General features: G+C 69.9%; 14 protein-coding genes. 7 read left to right on the top strand and 7 right to left on the bottom strand.

Translation table 11 applies throughout. The features are described 5' to 3' along the window. Positions 1–118 precede the first annotated feature (118 nt). Positions 119–316 carry a hypothetical protein gene (locus OHA25_RS16280; protein WP_327588405.1) on the top strand — a complete coding sequence of 66 codons (198 nt, stop codon included), beginning with the start codon at positions 119–121 and terminating at the stop codon, positions 314–316. Then, on the top strand, positions 313–3,126 hold the full coding sequence (locus OHA25_RS16275) for a helix-turn-helix transcriptional regulator (RefSeq protein ID WP_327588404.1): 2,814 nt from the start codon (positions 313–315) through the stop codon (positions 3,124–3,126). Before OHA25_RS16280 ends, OHA25_RS16275 begins: the two co-directional genes overlap by 4 nt. 21 nt (positions 3,127–3,147) lie before the next feature. Here OHA25_RS16275 and OHA25_RS16270 read toward each other — a convergent pair whose 3' ends face one another. Further along, positions 3,148–3,492: a UBP-type zinc finger domain-containing protein gene (locus OHA25_RS16270; protein ID WP_327590989.1), complete on the bottom strand. Its 345-nt coding sequence runs from the start codon at positions 3,490–3,492 to the stop codon at positions 3,148–3,150. Positions 3,493–3,713: 221 nt separating this feature from the next. On the opposite strand from OHA25_RS16270, the gene OHA25_RS16265 reads away from it, so the two are divergent. Beyond that, the gene (locus OHA25_RS16265) at positions 3,714–4,466 is read left to right on the top strand and encodes an SDR family oxidoreductase (protein ID WP_327588403.1); all 753 of its coding nucleotides are present in this window, start codon (positions 3,714–3,716) and stop codon (positions 4,464–4,466) included. Between the two features lie 69 nt (positions 4,467–4,535). Here OHA25_RS16265 and OHA25_RS16260 read toward each other — a convergent pair whose 3' ends face one another. Both OHA25_RS16260 and OHA25_RS16255 read right to left on the bottom strand, forming a co-directional pair. After that, positions 4,536–5,336: an SDR family NAD(P)-dependent oxidoreductase gene (locus OHA25_RS16260; protein ID WP_327588402.1), complete on the bottom strand. Its 801-nt coding sequence runs from the start codon at positions 5,334–5,336 to the stop codon at positions 4,536–4,538. Between the two features lie 115 nt (positions 5,337–5,451). Further along, positions 5,452–7,716 carry an ATP-binding protein gene (locus tag OHA25_RS16255; RefSeq protein WP_327588401.1) on the bottom strand — a complete coding sequence of 755 codons (2,265 nt, stop codon included), beginning with the start codon at positions 7,714–7,716 and terminating at the stop codon, positions 5,452–5,454. Between the two features lie 179 nt (positions 7,717–7,895). Between OHA25_RS16255 and OHA25_RS16250 the strand changes: the two genes are divergently transcribed. Next, on the top strand, positions 7,896–10,751 hold the full coding sequence (locus tag OHA25_RS16250) for a helix-turn-helix transcriptional regulator (protein ID WP_327588400.1): 2,856 nt from the start codon (positions 7,896–7,898) through the stop codon (positions 10,749–10,751). Between the two features lie 31 nt (positions 10,752–10,782). Continuing rightward, positions 10,783–11,607: an alpha/beta fold hydrolase gene (locus OHA25_RS16245; protein WP_327588399.1), complete on the top strand. Its 825-nt coding sequence runs from the start codon at positions 10,783–10,785 to the stop codon at positions 11,605–11,607. A gap of 370 nt (positions 11,608–11,977) precedes the next feature. Here OHA25_RS16245 and OHA25_RS16240 read toward each other — a convergent pair whose 3' ends face one another. Next, positions 11,978–12,859, bottom strand: a complete 882-nt coding sequence (locus OHA25_RS16240) for a sigma-70 family RNA polymerase sigma factor (RefSeq protein ID WP_442942116.1) — start codon at positions 12,857–12,859, stop codon at positions 11,978–11,980. A 301-nt stretch (positions 12,860–13,160) separates the two neighbouring features. Between OHA25_RS16240 and OHA25_RS16235 the strand changes: the two genes are divergently transcribed. Together OHA25_RS16235 and OHA25_RS16230 are read left to right on the top strand one after the other, a co-directional pair. Further along, complete coding sequence (locus OHA25_RS16235; protein WP_327588398.1) at positions 13,161–13,979, top strand: alpha/beta fold hydrolase; 819 nt, start codon at positions 13,161–13,163, stop codon at positions 13,977–13,979. Positions 13,980–14,183: 204 nt separating this feature from the next. Beyond that, entirely contained in the window at positions 14,184–14,972 is a 789-nt protein-coding gene (locus OHA25_RS16230; protein ID WP_327588397.1) for an alpha/beta fold hydrolase, read from the top strand. A gap of 61 nt (positions 14,973–15,033) precedes the next feature. On the opposite strand, the gene OHA25_RS16225 is transcribed toward OHA25_RS16230, so the two are convergent. The 3 genes from OHA25_RS16225 to OHA25_RS16215 form a co-directional block, all read right to left on the bottom strand. Next, on the bottom strand, positions 15,034–16,797 hold the full coding sequence (locus OHA25_RS16225) for a ferritin-like domain-containing protein (RefSeq protein ID WP_327588396.1): 1,764 nt from the start codon (positions 16,795–16,797) through the stop codon (positions 15,034–15,036). Continuing rightward, entirely contained in the window at positions 16,769–16,993 is a 225-nt protein-coding gene (locus tag OHA25_RS16220) for a hypothetical protein (protein WP_327588395.1), read from the bottom strand. The genes OHA25_RS16225 and OHA25_RS16220 overlap by 29 nt, the downstream gene beginning before the upstream one ends. Positions 16,994–17,073: 80 nt before the next feature. Then, on the bottom strand, positions 17,074–17,892 hold the full coding sequence (locus OHA25_RS16215; RefSeq protein WP_327588394.1) for a universal stress protein: 819 nt from the start codon (positions 17,890–17,892) through the stop codon (positions 17,074–17,076). Between the last annotated feature and the right edge of the window lie 31 nt (positions 17,893–17,923).

Raw genomic sequence — 17,923 nt, 5'->3', positions numbered from 1 at the left:
CCGCAACCGGGGACCAGGGTACGGACTAGGGTCTCCCCAGGGCGCGATGGACAGGCCTAGAAAGCGACTGTGATCGCAGTGGCATCAGCCGGGATGCCGTGTGCGCATGGAGTCGCGAGTGACCACGAAGGTGTTGGAGCCGCACAGAGACGACGCGGCGCAGACCAGTCCGACGGTCTCCGCAGCCGTTGACCCATTGATCAGCGAGTTTGACATGGCCGCTTCGGTGCTCGTCACCACGGCCCCAGCTCTTGGCGGTAACGCGTACCGCGTCCTCGGAGAAGCGATTGAGGCCGAGGATCGGAGGGCGGCATGAACGCGCGGGAAACGGAGGTCGACGCCGCCGCCGCGTTCGGCCGTTACAGGCTGCGCGGACGACAGCCCGAGGTCGCCACTCTGCGGACCCACTTGGCCGCGCTGTCCTCTGGCAGGGGCGCGACGGTGCTCATCCAGGGCAGTCCCGGCATCGGCAAGACCCGCATGCTCACCGAGGCGCGCCACATGGCCGAGGAGACAGGACTCCGCGTGATGTACGGCGGAGGTGACCCGGACGGGCAGATGATCCCCTTCGGCGCGCTGCTCGGGGCCCTGCACTCTAACCTCGACCCGATTCTCCCGGCCGACGAGGTCCAGGCCACGCAGGCGACCGCAAAACGCTACTGGTTGCTGCAGGAACTCCACGAGCACCTGGAACGCGCTGCCCTGACCGCACCGCTGGTGATCGCCATCGACGATCTCCAATGGTGCGACGAGGGCACCCTCCTGGCACTGCGAACCCTGCCGCAGCGCCTGTCCCTGCATCCCATCACCTGGATTCTCGCCGCACGAACGGGCCCGCTCACCCCGGACGTACGCACCACGATCTCCGCACTGAGTCTGCCGGGCGGTCACCTGCTCACCTTGGCCCCCTTATCGGACAAGGCGGTCGAGGCGATGACCGGCGACCTGCTGGCGGCCACCCCGGAGCCCGGCATCCTCCACCTGGCGCAGCGAGCAGAGGGACGCCCGCTCCTGCTCACCGAACTCATCAACGGCATGCTCGATGCGGGGGTGGTCACCATCTCCGACGGCGTCGCGCGGTTGACTCAGCGGCGTCTGCCCCTGCGTTTCCATGTCTCCGTCCAGCACCGCCTGGAACAGATCTCCCCGCTGGCCAAGAAGGCCGCGCAGATCGCGTCGGTTCTGGGCCGGACCGTCTCCCTCGAGCAGCTCGCCGAGCTCACCGGAGAGTCCGCTGTCACGCTGCTCGAGCCGCTGGAGGAACTGCTGTCGGCCGACCTCCTGACCGAGCGCGACGGCACGCTGCTGTTCAGCCACGACCTGATCCGCGAGGCCATCCAGGCGGCTTTGCCGGCGACGCTCCGCAAGGCGCTCCGCCGCCAGGCCGTGGACCTGCGGCTGGCGCACGGCATCCCGGTCACGCAGATCGCCGCCGACCTCGCGGAGACCGCCGAGCCCGGCGACGACACGGCCATCGCACTGCTTCGCCAGGCCGCCCGCGACCTGGCGGTCACCGCGCCGTCGGCCGCCGTGGAGATGAGCCGCCGCGCGATCGAACTTGCCGCCCTTGACCCGCTGCGGCAAGCCGGCTTCATCGCCGAGGCCCTGCCTCTGTTCAGCCAGACGGGCCGCGCCGGCGAAGGCCTTGCACTGGCCGAGACCGCACTGCGCCGGCCGCTGCCGGTCGATGTCGAGGCAGGCATCAGGCTGGGGCTGACGCTCGCGGCCAACCAGTATTCCCTCACCGAGGCCATACGGCAGAGCCGCGCCGGAGTCGCACTGCCCGGCCTGCCGCTCCGCATCCGCGCTCAGTTGATGGCCATGCTGGCCTTCAACCTCGCCCTCGTCGGCGCTGAGGAGATCGTCGAGGCCGAAACCCTGCTCCCGGCCGCGCTGGCCACCGCTGATCAGGCAGACGACCAGGCTTCGCGTGCCACTCTGCTGAGTGTGGGCTCGATCATCGCCAACCATCGGCTCGACGTCCGCCGTGCGCTCGACCTCGCCGACCAGGCGGGCGCCGCGTTGCGCGACGTCCCCCACACCGACGTGCTCTGGATGCCCGGCGTCTGGAAGGCCGGCTTGCTCAGCATGCTGGGGCGCGTGGAGGAGGCGCTGGCCGAGGCGGATGACGGCGTACGTAAGGCCCAGCATCACGGCCAGGCCAACCTGCTGCGGCTGTGGGGCATCGCGCGCTGCCGGGTGTATCTGGACGCCGGCCGGCTGGCCGACGCCCGAGCCGAGGCCGAAGCGGTTATGGCCATGTCCGACGAACTCGGTCCCCGTTCGTTCGACGACGCAACGGTCCGATACGTGCTCGGCCGCGTCGCCCTGCACACCGGCGACCCGCGGGAACTGGCGCGCGGCCGTGAATTCGCCGACGCCCTCATGCGGGTCGAAGCCGGGCAGACCCGGCGAGCAGGAGCGTGGCTGGCCGCCCAGGCCGCCGCCGCCGACGGCGACCACGCCCGGGCCATGGAGCTGACCGCCGAGGGCGGCCGTTCCTACTATCGGCCCACCTCGGCACTGTCCCACCCTGCCGACCCAGCCGACGAGCCTGTCCTCGTCCGGATGGCGTTGCGGGCCGGAGACCGCGCCCGCGCCACCCTGGTCACTGAGTTCGCCGAGACGCGTCACCACCACAACCCCGACATCCCGATCTACGCGGCCACGGCCTTGCACGCACGTGCCCTGGTGGACGGCGACGCCGGCCTGCTGGCTCGCGCCGTTGAGCTGTATCAGGACATCCCCCGGCCACTGGCTCTGGCGGGAGCCCTGGAGGACACTGGCACGATCCCCCATCTGGACACGGCACTGCGGTTGTACGAGCAGTCAGAGGCCGAACGCGACGCGGTCCGCGTACGCGATCGTCTCAAAGGCATGGGTGAGCGCCGATCACGCGCCGTTTCCAGCAGGCCGACCGAGGGCTGGGGCAGTCTCACCGCCTCTGAGCTGCAGATCGTCAGGCTGGTCGCCGGCGGAGCGACCAACAAGCAGGTCGCCGACCAGCTCTTTCTGTCCCCTCACACGGTCAGCACACATCTGTGGCATGCCTTCACCAAGCTCGGGATCAGCTCACGCGTCGAGCTGACCCGGCTCGTCCTCGAACACGACGCGGCCATGCAGTGATCGGACCGCTGCCGGCTGTGCCTAAGATCGGGAACTGCCGGAAGCCCCTGCGATCCGGGTTCTTCTCCGCCGCGGTGCCCTGCCCTGCCGAACGGACCCGAGATAGCGCAGGTCGGCATAACACCATCCCCACAGGTCGCCGGGCTCCAAGGAAGCGGTTGCCGGATGGGCGGTGGTCGCCCAGTGCGCGGCGGCGTGTCGGCCGGGCGAGGTATCGCAACAGCCGACATGGCCGCAGGTCAGGCATTCACGCAGTTCCACCCATTGGCCCCCCGTCTGCAGGCACTCCTCACAGCCGTCGGCATGACCGGCCGGAACGGGCGGACGTGTCCCCTGCACATGGGGACACGAACCTGGGAGCTCCATGATCATGTTGCGCCTTTCCACGAAGTTCGGCCCTGCGGATGAAACGCTCTCTTGCCGCATCGCCGCGCACATCGCACGAAGGCGTGAGTTCTGTGCCTGCCGACCGCTGCCTGGGTGGTCTCAAAAGAATTTCGCGGTAGCTGTCACGAGTCTGGAGGGCTGTCTTGTCTTAGCTACGTCCGGGTAGCAGCACGTGCCCCGGTGGACAGAGAGGGTTGGCCATGAGGATTGTGGTAGTCGGCGGGACCGGGCTGATCGGTTCGAAGCTGGTGACGAAGCTGGGCGAGCACGGTCACGAGGCGGTGGCGGCGGCGCCTGACACCGGCGTGAACACCCTCACCGGTGAAGGACTGGCCGATGTGCTGAAAGGCGCGTCGGTGGTGATCGACGTGTCGAACTCCCCGTCCTTCGAGGAGAAGGCCGTGCTGGAGTTCTTCGAGACCTCCACCCGCAACCTGCTCGCCGCCGAAGCCGCGGCCGGTGTCGGTCACCACGTCGCGCTGTCGGTGGTGGGTACGGAGCGCCCGCCCGGCAACCCCTACTTCCGCGCGAAGATCGCCCAGGAGAAGCTGATCGAGAACTCGTCGATCCCGTTCTCCCTTGTGCACGCCACCCAGTTCTTCGAGTTCGTCCGGCGCATCGCCGACGAGGCCACCGAAGGCGACAAGGTGCGGATGGCGCCCGTGCTGTTCCAGCCCATGGCGGGCGACGACGTGGCGCAGGCGGTCGGCCGGGTCTCGGTGGGCACGCCGTTGAACGGCCGCATCGAGGTCGGCGGACCCGAGCAGTTCCGGATGGACGAGTTCTTCCGCGACACGCTGGCCTCCTGGGGCGATCCGCGCGAAGTGGTCACCGACCCGCGCGCGCTCTACTTCGGGCAAGAGCTGCTGGAGCGGTCGCTCGTGCCGAATGACGGCGCCGCCCTCGGCACGATCCGCTACCGCGACTGGGCCGCCCAGAACGCCGGGAAGTAGCCCACGCGATGACCGTGGTCGTCGCGGCCCCGGCACGCGATGCCAGCCGGACCTGCCCGGGACCCGGAATCACGTGCCGCCTGGCGGCCGGTGACCGTTCTGCCCTGGCAGGTCGTGGTCGGAGGCGGTGCTGAGCGAGACCGGCCGCCACAGGTCGAGCTCCTGGGCCACGTGCTCGAGGTTGGCTTCGACATGGGCGACGGCGTCGGCGCCGAGCTGCAACCGCAGCGGAGGATCGTCGACGGCCAGGAGGTCGAGGATCGCGGCGGCTGCCTTGCCAGGATCCCCTGGCAGGAAGGGGCCGCGATCGAAGGCTGTCGGCAAGGTGGCGAAGCGGCCGAGCTCGACGACGGTCACGCAGACGCCGATCTCGTCCAGTTCAGCGCGGAGCGTCTCGCACAGGGCCTCGACGGCCGCCATGGACGCGCCGTACAGACCCGAACCGGCCGGGGCAGAGAAGCCGGCGGCCGAGCCGACGGCGATGACCCGCCCGGCCTGCTGCGCGGTCAGTACCGGCAGCACCGCGCGGGTTACCTCGAGCATCCCGAGGACGTTGACGTCGAACAGCGCCCGCGCCTGCGCGTGGGTCGCCTCCCGAAGGGGGCCGCGGACGGTCCTGACCGCGGCGTGGACCAGCACGTCGATCCGGCCGAAGCGGCGCATCGCCTGCTCGACCGCCGCCGCCGGCGCCTCCGGCACCAGCAGATCCAGCTCCAAGGGCAGCACTTCGCCGCCGACCCCGGCGAAGGCGTCCGTGACCGCGGCCAGGTCGCGGCCGGTGGCGACCACCCGGTGTCCTCGCCGCAGCGCTTCACGGGCGACACGGTGCCCGATGCCTCGTGCCGCGCCCGTGACGAACCAGACAGCCATGCATACCCGCCCCGATGTCGGCCTCCCCTGCTGGGAGACGGTGAGGACACGGTGTCAGCGGGCGCGACAGACCACATCGCACGAATCTGCGATGTTTCGTCAGCGGCTCGCGTCGTCAGCTCGTCAGTGCCTCAAGCTCCCGGCGCGCCTCGGCGGCCGGCTCGGTGTCACCGGATGCCTCGAACAGCCGTACCGCCTCCGTCAACGCGTGGCGAGCCTCCTCGACCCGGCCTAAGCGCCGCAGCGCGGTGCCCAGCCTGCGGTGGGTAAGTCCCAAGGCCAAGGCGATCGGGCGGGCGCGCAGCTCGGCCAGCGCCTTCTGGTAGGCGTCCACCGCCTCATCCCAGCGTTCGAGGGCGAGGTAGGCGGTGCCGAGATGGCCCAGGGCGCTCCCGAGACCGTAGCCGACGAGGGTCGGGGAGCCGCCGTAGGAGGGGTCACGCAGCGTGGCCACCAGCGCCAGGCTGTGCTCCAATGCCTCCTCTATTCGGCCCGCGCGCCGCAGGCCGTAGATGTAGGCCGACACGGCCGCGGGATAGAACTCCCGGTCCCGGGCCTGCAGGAGGAGATCAGCGGCTCGCCGGGTGTAGTCCAGCTCGCGCTCCAGGTTCGCCGGATCGCCCCGGATGGTCCAGCTGGCAGAAACCAGCGCCCATCCCTGCTGGCGTATGTCGCCGACCTCGCGGGCCAGCTCCAGTGCCCGCAACGCGGTCGCCTCGCCCTCCTCCATACGGCCTTCACACTGAGACAGCGCCCAGGACAGGTGGTTGAGATGCGCCGCCTCCTGGAGCCGGTCGCCCATGGCCCGCGCCGCGCTGGAGGACAGATCGAACACCTCGCGCCAGTGCCCCCACCGGATCCACTGATCAGAAAACCAGTTCATGGACTCGGCCACCTCGACCACGGTCGCGTGCTCTCCGCGCTGGGCCGCTGAGCGCAGCGCCTCCAGCCACGCCGTGCCCTCCGCCTGCAGCCACTCGCCGGCTTCCTGCTGACTGTCGAGCGTGACCAGGGAACGCCACTCCGGCGGGGGTGCGCCATAGCCCGGCTCGAACCAGCGCCCGGCGACAATCGCCACCTCCAGCAGCCAGGCCTCCATTCGCCGGCGTGCCCCGTGCTGCGCCTCGACCGGCTCCTCCTTCGACAGCTGGGCGCGCGCATACAGCCGGACCAGGTCGTGGAAGCGATAGCGCGCAGGGTACGGGGACTGGAGCAGGCCGAGCTCGACCAGTTCCTCCAGCGCGTCCTCGGCGTCGTCCAGGTCGAGCTGGGTGAGCACCGCGGCCAAGGGCGCACCGAAGTCCGGCGCGGCGGACAGCGCGAGCCAGCGGAAGGTCTGCCGGGCGGTCGGGGTGAGCTGGTCGTACGACAGCGCGAACGCGGCGGCGACGTGCAGGTCCCCGGCGGCCAGGTTGTCCAGGCGGCGCTCCTCGTCGCTGAGCCGTCCGGCGAGCTGCTTGATCGTCCAGCCCGGCCGGCTCTGCAGCCGGTTGCCGGCGATGCGCATGGCCAGCGGCAGATGGCCGCACAACCGGGCGAGTTCATCGACCGCGTCTGGCTCGACCACCGAGCGGGCGTCGTCCACGATGGCCCGCAACAGATCGGCGGCCTCCACGTCGGCGAGCTGGGCGAGCGGGACCTGGTGAACGCCCTCCAGCCCGGCCAGCGGGCGACGGCTGGTGATCAAGGTCATGCTGGGTCCGCCGCCTGGCAGCAGGGGGCGTACCTGGCTTTCGCTGGCCGCATTGTCGAGCACGATGAGGCAGCGCCGCTCATTCAGCAGGGCCCGGTAGTGCCCGGCGCGTTCCTGCTCGTCGGCGGGGATGCTCGGCTCGGGCACGCCCAGCGCCTTCAGCAGCCGTGCCAGACCGTTCCCGCTCTCCAGTGGTGTGGCGTCCATGCCGCGCAGGTCGAGGAAGAACCGGCCGTCGGGGAACAGGTCGGCCAGCCGGCCGGCGGCGTGTACGGCCAGCGCGGTCTTGCCCATCCCCGCCGTCCCCCAGAGGGTCGCGGTGACGGCTGGACCGTCGTCACCGGTGTGCCGGGCGGCCAGCTCGCGCAACAGGCCGAGCTCATGCTCGCGGCCGGTGAAGTCGCCGATGCCCCGGGGCAGCTCACAGACCCCGGCGGTGGAGGGGGCAGGGCGCGGCCGTCCGGCCCGGGCGGCGGCGATGAGGGCGTCGTGGTCATGCGGTGGCAGACGCAACACCTCGGCCAGCGCGGCGACGGTACGGCGTTGCGGGCCGCGGCTGACGCCTCGCTCCATGTCGCCGATCGCCCGCACGCTCACCCCGGAGGCATGCGAAAGCTCCTCGATCGTCAGGTCCGCCGCCTGCCGGTGGGCTCTCAGCAGCGCTCCGAAGGACGCTTCGTCGCTCAACCCCTTGTCCTCCTCATCCCGGCGAGAGGCGGAATCTGCCGGCTACTTCTGCCTGTTGTTCTGCCTCGCCCCAGCGCCACCACGCTTGCTTCCATTGTCCTGTGCACCCAAGCGGATCAGGAAGCCATGACGTCTTCCCTGTCATCCGCCGAGCGGCAATCCACGGAAGGGATGAGCACATGAGCTGCAACGGAACGGCCGCGACGGCCTTCTCCGCGCCTTCCGCGTACATGCGGCACCGGACCACAGACGCCGCGCCCACACTGCCGCTGCGCGGCCGGGAAGCCGAGATGCTGCTCCTGCGTGACCGGCTACGCACCCTGACACAAGGGCAGGGCGGGGCTGTCCTGATCGAAGGACCGCCGGGAGCGGGCAAGTCGCGGCTGCTCGCAGAGGTTTCCACCCTCGCCATGGCCGCCGGTCTACGCGTCCATGCGGGTGCGGGCGTGCCGGGCGGCCACGCCGTCCCCTTCGCCCCTCTGCTGGACGCGTTGCTGTCCGGCTCCGCCCCGCTCATGGCCCGCGATCGGCTCCTGACCTTGAGCGAAGCGGCGGATCAGCGTTTCTGGCTGTTGCAGGAGCTCCAGCACGAGCTGGAGCAAGCCGCGTCAGCCGCTCCTGTAGTGATCGTCATGGACGACCTGCAGTGGTGCGACGAAGCCACCCACAGCGCGCTGCGTACGCTGCAGACCCGCCTGTCCGGCCGGCCCATCCTGTGGGTGATGGCCACCCGCGAGCACCCCCATACCGGTCGGGCGCGCGCATGGCCGATGGACAAAATCGTCCTGCGGCCTCTGTCCACAGCTGCCGTCGCGCTCTTGGCCCAGGACGTCCTGCAGGCCGTGGCCGAGCCCGCGCTGCTGGAACTCGCCGGCAAGGCCGACGGCCGCCCGCTGTTCCTGGTCGAACTGCTCAACGGGATGCGCGAGGAAGGCGCCATCACCATCAAGAAAGGAATGGCGCACCTGAGAGCCGCCGGGCGCATCCCGATGCGTTTTCGTTCCTCCGTCCGGCACCGGCTCGACCAGCTCTCTCCACTGGCCCGCGACAGCGTGCGCTTCGCGGCCATGCTCGGCCGCGACATCGACGTCGAGGTGCTCGCCGAACTGCTGCGATGCTCGCCCGTCGAACTCATGGCCCCCTTGCAGGAGGCGCTCCACGCTGACCTGCTGACCGACGCCGACGGACGACTCACTCTTCGTCATGACTTGATCCGCGAGGCCGTCCAGGTGGGCGTGCCGGCGGCTGTCAAGAACCTCGTACGCCGCCAGGCCGTCGATGTACGTCTGCGGCGTGGCGCGGCCGTCATGGAGGTGGCCGCCGATCTGGCGGAGGTCGCCCAGCCGGGTGACCACGAGGCCGTCTCGCTGCTGCGCCGGGCTGCCACCGACTTCGCGCCCACCTCCCCGGCCACCGCGGTCGCCCTGAACAGCCGCGCCCTGGAACTGGCTCCGGCGGACCACGCCGACCGCCCGGCATTGGTCGCCGAGACCATCATCCTGCTGTGGTTGAACGGACACGACGTCGAAGCGCGGACGATGGCCGACAACGCCCTGGCCGGTCTGCTGGAGCCGGAAGCCGAAGCGCAGGTGCGCTACAGCCTGGCCCGGATGTCGAGCCAGCGTTCCTCCACCGAGGCAGTCCGGCAGTGCCGCCTGGCGCTGGCCCTGCCGGGGCTGTCACCGGCGACCCGGGCGAAGCTGCTCACCCTGCAGGCCCTCGCAATGGTCATGACCGACGACGTGGAGGAGACCGGTCGCGCGGTCGAGTCCGCGTTGCGAGCCGCAGCCTCGTGCGGCAATCGCGCCATCGAGGCCACGGCGATCGCGGTGGAGGCCACCGTCGCCTTCCACCGCATGGACTGGCAGCGTGCCATCGACCGGCAGGACGAAGCGGTGCGGCTGGCGACCGACGCGGGCATCCTTCACTCACTGTGGGTTCCCGAATCCTGCTGGAAGAGCTCTCTGTGGAGCTCCGCCGGCGAGTCGCTGCGCGGACTCGAAGAAGTCGACGCCGGACTCCGCGAGGCGCGATCGCGCGGACAAGCGAACGCCGTGGACGTGTGGTCGATGCACCGCGCCCGCATCCTGCTCGACGCCGGCCGGCTGGCCGACGCCCACGCCCAGGCCGAGGCGGTGCTCGCCATGGTCGAGGACCGGGGAGCGGGGAGCGCCGCCGACGTGACCGCCCTCTCCACACTCGGCCGAGCGGCGTTGTACTCAGGTGACCGGCAGGGCATCGCACGCTTCGTCGCCGACGGCCGTTGGATGATGCGCGACGAGGCGCGCTTCGTCGCCAGGACGGGCGCCTGGATGCTCGCCCTGGCAGCCGACGGCGAGAACGATCCGGCACACACCATGAAGTACGCGGCGGCGGCGGTCGCGGCCGGCCCCGGCGGCCGCCCCGCGGCCACGCCGTTGGACCCGGCCGATGACGTGGTGTTCGTCCGCATGGCCTTGCGTGCCGGCGAACGAGGAGTCGCCGCGGACATGGTGCAGGTGGTCGAGGACCGCGCCGAGCGCAACCCGGGCTTTCCGTTCCTGGCCGCCATCGCGGCGCACGCCCGCGGGTTGCTGGACGACGACCCGGCGTTGCTCGTACGGGCTGCCGAGCAGCTCGCGGACTTCTCCCGGCCGATCGTACGCGCGTCGGCGTTGGAGGACGCAGGCCGCACCTTGACGGCGACCGACCGGAAGGCGGCGGTCGACCATCTGGACACAGCGCTGGAGCTGTACGTGCAGGCCGGCGCGTTGAGGGACGCGGCGCGGGTGCGGCGGCGCTTGCGCGATGCCGGGATACGGCGCCGTGGCCGCCGGAGCTCGGCTTCCGGCGCCACTCATGGCTGGGACGGGCTGACCGCCTCGGAGTTGCAGGTGGTTCGGCTGGTGGCCCAAGGCGCCACGAACCGGCAGGTGGCCGAGCGGCTGTTCCTGTCGCCGCACACCGTCAACACTCACCTGCGCCATGCCTACACCAAGCTGGACGTCAACTCGAGGGTCGAGCTGACGCGCCTGGTCGTCGAGCACGACGGCTGATCAGATTCATCGGAAAGGAAGCGACGGCTACATGGCCTACCTGCCAGTCGGCGTCGACCACGGCCGTACCCCGGTCGAGCTCTACTACGAGGACTACGGTCACGGTCGTCCTGTTGTCCTGCTCCATGACTGGCCCCTGTCCAGTCGTATGTGGGAGGCTCAGCTTCCCGCGCTGGTGGAGGCCGGTTACCGCGTCATCGCCTACGATCGCCGCGGTTTCGGCGGCTCCTCCCGTCCGTGGGACGGCTACGACTACGACAGCCTGGCGACCGACCTGCACACGGTGATCGAGCAGTTGACGCTGAGCGAAGTGACCCTGGTGGGAGCCGGGATGGGCGCGGCGGAAATCGTACGTTATCTCACCCGGTACGGGACCACCGCGGTCAGGAGAGTCGTCCTGGTGGCCGCGGCGTTGCCGTACCTGTACCGCTCCTACGACAACCCGCAGGGCTCTTGGACCCCCGAGCAGTTCGACCACCTCGAGGCGCGGCTGAACACGGACAGATTCGCCATGCTCGACACGTACGCCACCCGGATGTTCCAGGTCGACGGGCGCGTGCTGCTGAGTGACCTGCACCGTGACCACTACCGTGACCAGGGCGTGGCCGCGTCGCCGCAGGCGCTCAACGCCGGTCTGACCACTTTGGCGCGCAGCGATCTGCGCAGCGAAATCGCGATTCCTCTGCCGACGCTGGTCATTCATGGGGAACACGACGACATCACGCCGTTCCCTGCCACGGGCGAGCAGATCAAGGGCAGCGCCGTGGAGGTCATCCAGGGCGCGCCGCACGGCTGCCACGCCACACACCCCTTGCGGTTCAACCGCACTCTGCTCCCATTCCTGGCGAACGCCTGATAGGCGCAGTCTGGCCAAGGGCGCTCATCGACGCCCTCGAGCCTGGTGAGAACGTGGTCCTCACGCGTGACGGCGCGTCGATCGCGACGATCTCCAGCCGAAAGCTCGCGTCATCGTCACCGAAATCGAGGACCACGAACTCGGCGTTCAGCACCACGGCCCGGTCCGACGACTACTTGACGCCGGCGCTGATGCGTATCTACCTCCGGCGACCCTCCCAAACCTGGCCAGGCAGCTTGACTACACGCTGAATCAAGGGCGCGAGATCGCCGGCGGGGCCGCGACACCACTGCAGATCGCACCGACCGTGGAGCCGGCACATCCAGACGACTAATGCGGCTCCGTGGAAATCCGTTGACGACGTTACCTGTCAGCGGTCCGACGACGGGCGGCTCGAAGCAGGCTTCACCCTCGAGTCGCCGAGCCTCGCGGACACGTCAGCGGCGAGAAGTTCCTCCAATTCGGCGAGATCGCCGTTCTGCGCCGCAGCGAGGAAGACCCGCACGAGACGCCGATGTGCCGCGGCGTCCACCGGTTGACGTCGCTCGGTGGCGATGTGTTCGTGGGCGCGCCGCATGAGCTGCCGCGCATGGTCTGCGCCCAGATGAAGGACTTCGGAGATGCGCCGGTAGGGGTAGTCGAATGCTGTGCGGAGGAGATATACCGCCCGTTCGGCGGGCGACAGTTTCTCCAACAGCAGCCGGACCGCCACGTCGACAGCCTCGTGCCGTTCAGCCGCGGTCTCAAGGCCGACGCTGCGATCCACCGTTTCGACGAGCCAAGGATTGACGGACGTCTCTCGACGCCTCCGGGCGGACTGGACGACGTTGATGGCGAGCCTGGTGGTGGTCATCGCTAGGAACGCGGGCGGGCTGATGACGACCGAGCGGTCGGCGCGTTCCCACCGGAGCCACGCCTCCTGCACCACGTCCTCGGCCTCGCCCACGTCTCCGAGGACACTACGCGCGATCGCGTAGAGCCGGGGCCGTGTGGCGGTGAACACCGTAGCGGCCGCGTCCAACTCGCTGATCAACTGGTCATCAGCTGCGGAGACCGTCGGGCTGGTCCGCGTCGCGGGATCGGTACCGGGGTCCACGGTTGTGGCTGCCCAGGCGGCGGTGGTGTCCCGTGAAGATGAGCGTCGGGAAGACGATCGAGGGCCGCGGCCGTGCGACAGCACAATCACGGGCGCGTCGCGGTGGACGACGGTCAGGCCGTTGACGTCCCCGGTGAGATGGCGGACGGGAATCATCGTCGCCTCCAGATGAGTGATCAGCGCGGTCGATGAACCCAGCCAACGCGAGATGGAATCGGCCGACATCGCACGGATACGTGACATCCCCGGCGGGGACATGGCAGGTCAGCCGGTAGTCGGCGAGCAGACCGCCGGGCCGACCGGGTCCGGTCCGAGCCGCGAGCCGGCGCTGTGATCTCAAGTCTTCGTGTGATGTCCTCTGCCGTCGCCGCTGGAACGGTGGAGCACGCACCGGTTGAGGCAGCCGCAGGCGGCTCCCCACCGGGCTCCGCTTCCTCCCGAACCGAAGGGCTTTGTCATGCTTCACTTGCCATCCGCTTGGCGGGGCGCCGCCGTCGCACTTGGTCTGGGCGCCATCACGATGTCCACCACCCCCGCCATGGCCGGCACCACCGCGCGCACCCTGCCCACAGTGGTGCTGGTCCACGGCGCCTTCGCCGACGCCAGCAGCTGGGACGGGGTCATCGCCCAGTTGCAGCGGCGCGGCTACCCGGTGATCGCCCCCGCCAATCCGCTGCGCAGCCTGTCGGGAGACGCCGCCTACATCGCGAGCGTCGTCAAGGGCATCCGCGGCAAGGTGGTCCTGGTCGGCCATTCCTACGGTGGCACCGTGATCACCAATGCCGCCCGCCACGCCACCAACGTCAAGGCCCTGGTGTACGTGGCGGCGTTCCTGCCGGACAAGGGCGAGAGCACCCAGACCGTACTGGACCCGAAGAAGTACCCGGGCAGCCTGCTCGGCCCGGCCACCCTGGAGCAGCGCCCGTACACCGACACGGCGGGCAAGGGCGTGGACCTGTACATCAAGCAGTCGAGCTTCCCCAAGGTGTTCGCCGCCGACCTGCCCATCGCCAAGGCCCGCCGCATGGCCGCCGCCCAGCGTCCCTTCGCCGTGGCCGCCTACTCCGGCCCTTCGGGCGCCCCGGCATGGAAGAAGATCCCGGCCTGGGCCGTCATCAGCACCCAAGACAAGGCCATCTCGCCTGCCGGGCAGCGGTGGATGGCCAGGCGCGCCAAGGCTCACGTCATCGAGGTGAAGTCCTCGCACGCCATCTCGGTCAGCCACCCGGTCGCCATCGTCGACACCGTCGTCGAGGCCGACCGCCGTACGCGCTGACACCCCGGAAGCAGGACCGGCCCGCCTGTCGCCATGGGCGTGCCGGTCCCGCTCACCTGGGCGCACCACACCCGACGAGCGCCCAGGCGTGACGGCGAAATCCATCTCAGGCATTCATGCGATACCTGGCCCCCTTCGTGGCGCCGTTCGGAGGGGGACGGCGCCACCCTCACCCCCGCCACGACGAAGAGAAGGACTCCCACAATGTCCCGACGCCAGAAGACCACCTTCGCCGCCTTACTGGTCGCCCTGAGCGGCGCCCTGGTGGCGCAGCCGGCGGACGCGACCGGCGCCAAGCCCACTGTCGTCCTCGTTCACGGCGCCTGGGCCGACGCCTCGGGCTGGAACGGAGTCGTCTCCCAGCTCAGGCGCGATGGCTATCCGGTGATCGCCCCGGCCAACCCGCTGCGCGGCCTGGCCTCCGACGTCGCGTACCTCAACAGCCTGCTCGCCACCGTGGACGGGCCCCTCGTCCTAGTCGGCCACTCGTACGGCGGCTCGGTCGTGACCAACGCCGCCAACGCCGACCCCGACGTCAAGGCCCTCGTGTACGTCTCAGCCATCATCCCCGACCAGGGTGAGAGCGTCTTCGGCCTGGCCGGCAGGTACGAGGGCAGCAAGATCAACAACGACACGATCAAGACCGTGCCCTTGGCCTCCGGCGACGCCGACGTCTACCTCAAGACCGACAACTTCGCCGACATCTTCTCCGCCGACCTGCCCCGCTCCACCAGCGCGCTCCTCGCCGTCACCCAGCGGCCGATCACCTTCAGCGCGCTGAACGATCCCTCCGGCACGCCCGCCTGGAAGACCGTCCCGTCCTGGGCGCTGATCTCCCGCGACGACCAAGCCATCCCAGTGCAGGCGCAGCGCTTCATGACCGCCCGCGCCAAGTCCCACACGGTCGAGGTGCCGGCCTCGCACGCCGCACTGATCATCGATCCCGGCGCGGTAACCCGTCTCATTGAGACCGCCGCCCGCGCAACCGACTGATCATTTCTCCATGGCCAGCCCCCGTTCGACGAGGGCTGGCCAATCCGTGCCAGGCGTCCGGTCATGGCCTTCTTTGTTCGTGGCCTGGGGCTTCCTCCCGGAAGCCGATCTCCCGATGGGTGCCGTCGCACAGCGGTTTGTTGCCGGAGTGGCCGCAGCGGCACAGCGTCATCCGGTTGCGGGTCTCCAGCGGCCGCCCGTCCGCTCGCAGGACCGGCACTCCACCGGTGACCCACAGCGCGCTGGCCAGTCCGTCCTCCTCCTCCAGGACCGAGATGGCCAAGGGAAGGTCGGGCTCGATCGTCTCGCCGCCGCGTTCGAGGGCGTAGCTGTAGGAACCGGACGGGCAGTGGTCGATGCGGCCCATGATGGTGGAGCGCACGTCGCTGTCGGCGGTGTCGGCGAGCATCGCGGCGATCGGCCTCGTGCGTCCGAGGCAGAAGGCGGCGTGGATGCACAGCTCGCCCACCCGCTGGGCCGAGATGCCCACCCCGTCGTGCACATGCTGCAGCTCCTTGTACGGCCGCATTTCCGTGCTCTCCGTGCCGTCGAAGCCGATCACGGCGTGGGTTCCGTCGCAGAACGGCTTGGACCCCGAATGGCCGCAGCGACACAGCGCGTAGGTGTCCTCGGTCTCCAGCGGCTCGCCGGTCTTCCAGGTCAGCGCGTTGTTCTCGGCAGAGACGATCTTGCGTTTGCGCCGGAGAGGGACGCCGCCGTACACGACGTAGGGGCCGTCGCGGAGCACGACGATCCGCTGGTGGTCGCCGACGCTCCACCGGCGCCGTTCGGGTGCGACGTATTCGAAGGTGGGGCCGGCCGTGGTGCCCTCGCCGTCGGGCATCCGCATCAAGGCCTGGGCTTGGGCTTTGAGCGCGTACATGGTGCCGGTGGCGACCGCGAGCAGCTTAGGGTTGCCGTTGAATGCCTGCTCCAGCAGGTGCAGGATGGCGCAGTAGGTGTGGTTGAACTCCTCCTGCGCTGCGCCGATCGCACTGCCCGGGTCTGCGGGTCGCGGGTTGCGCCTCATCGGAAGGACGCCGGCCAGATCCATGGCGATCTTTTCCCCGGTGGGTCCGGACTGCGGGGTGTCGCCACGCCGATAACGCCGGCCGAGCTTGAGCTCCTGGAAGCGGTAGTAGTGCGCGACCTCGTCCCGTTCGGGGTGGAAGACGTCCTGGTCCCCGTCCCAGACCTCGCCGCGGGCGGTCCCCTCACCCTGCTCGACGATCTCCTCCAGCGCTGCCAGCGCGGAGGCCAGACCGTCGACGGCGATCAGCCGGCCGGCGGTGCGCCGGAAATGGGCGGTGCTCACCTGGCGGGCCGGATCACCGCAGAAGACCGCCTGTTCGCCGAGGCGGTCGCACAGGTGGCGCAGTCCCTGTTCGATCGCGGCGTAGAACTGCCCGATCGTCTCGTATGCGTCGCCCTCCGCCGGAGCGCTGGGCGGCGCGGGTTGTTCGATCCGCAGGAACATCTCGAGCGCTTCCGCGCCGAAGGGAACCAGGGACAATTCCAGGGAGCGGTCGCCGTGCGGCAGGGTCCGGGGATGCTCCGGCAGCATCCGCGGAGTATCCAGGCGCGGCCGGCCGCCGACGGCGTTGAGCAGATTCGCGGCCAGGGCAAGGTGCAGCATCTCCTCGGCGAAGACGCTGCCCACCACCTGGACGGCTTCCGGGTTGCGCTCGGGGTCCAGCGAGTACAGCGCGCACAAGTACGGCGGCAAGGTCGCGTGCTCCAGTTCGACCGCCCACTGCAGGTGCTCACGCAGACTGTCCAGCGTGGCGATCCGCGTCTCAAGCAACGTCGCCGCCAGGCCGGGCATCGTCCTCCAGCACCTCGATCGCGTCGCGCAGACCCCGCAGGCCGATCTCCTCGCGCTCGGCGTCCGTCGGATCGAACAGCCAGTCGGTGACCGGCAGTCCTTCCTCCGGCTGCCTTGCCTCGACCTCGGTCAGTTCGACCTCGACCTCGGCCTCGAGCTCGATCAGGAACTCGTTCTCGCCGCTTGGGACGCTCATGTTTCCTCCATACGTGGTTTGAGTGGATGTCCGGCAGGCCGGCTGACTGCGTGGATCAGCCGCACGGGCGATCTGTGTCCCTATGGGTGGACCTGGATGATCGCCACCGGGCAGGTGGCGTGATGCAGGACGGCCTGGCTGACCGAGCCGTGCATGAGTGCGCTGAGCTCGTGGCGGTGGTGAGAGCCGACGACGAGCAGGGATGCCTGGGACGCGGCGTGCATCAGTGCCTTGTCCGGCCGGCCGGTGAGAGTTTCCTGGTCGATCGTGACCGTGGGGAAGCGCTCCTGCCATCGGGCCAGGTCGTGCTCGGGCAGGGGCGGGCGACTCCCACTGGCTGATCCTTCGGCGCCGGCATGCGCCACTATCAGGGCATTCGTGGTCCGGGCGGCATGCGCGAAGGCGAAGGCGAGCACCGCCTCGCTCTCGCCGCGGTCGTCGATGCCCACCACGACAGGTCCGCGTGGCGTGACGGGCCCGCGCACGACCACGACCGGGCAGACCGCCTCTGCCCCGAGCCGGGCGCCCACCGAGCCCAGCAGCAGACCGCCGACTTCGCCGAGCCCGCGGCTGCCCACGACGAGAAGCCCCGCTTGGTGGGAACGGTGCAGCAGTGCGGTGACGGGTTCGCCCTCCGGCAGGCTGGTGGTCACCTCGACGTCGGGCGCAACCGCGTGCGCACGCGCCAGTGCGGTGGCCAGGATGCGTTCGGCGGCGTGCCGGAGGCCGCCTTCGGGTGGCGCTCCTGGCGCCCGTCCGAGGGGGACTCCGAGGAGGGGCCAGATGAAGGCGTGGAGGATCTGCAGCGGCTGCCGGCGGCGTCCGGCCTCGCCGGCGGCCCACTCCACAGCCCGCAGGCTGTTCTCGGAGTCGTCCACGCCTACGACTACAGCGCTCATCAGTGTCGTCCTTTCGAGAAGAGGCCGCGTC

Origin of the sequence: Nonomuraea sp. NBC_00507 (assembly GCF_036013525.1) — a bacterium.
In the GTDB taxonomy this organism is placed as follows: domain Bacteria; phylum Actinomycetota; class Actinomycetes; order Streptosporangiales; family Streptosporangiaceae; genus Nonomuraea.
This window is presented reverse-complemented; position numbering and strand designations above follow the sequence as displayed.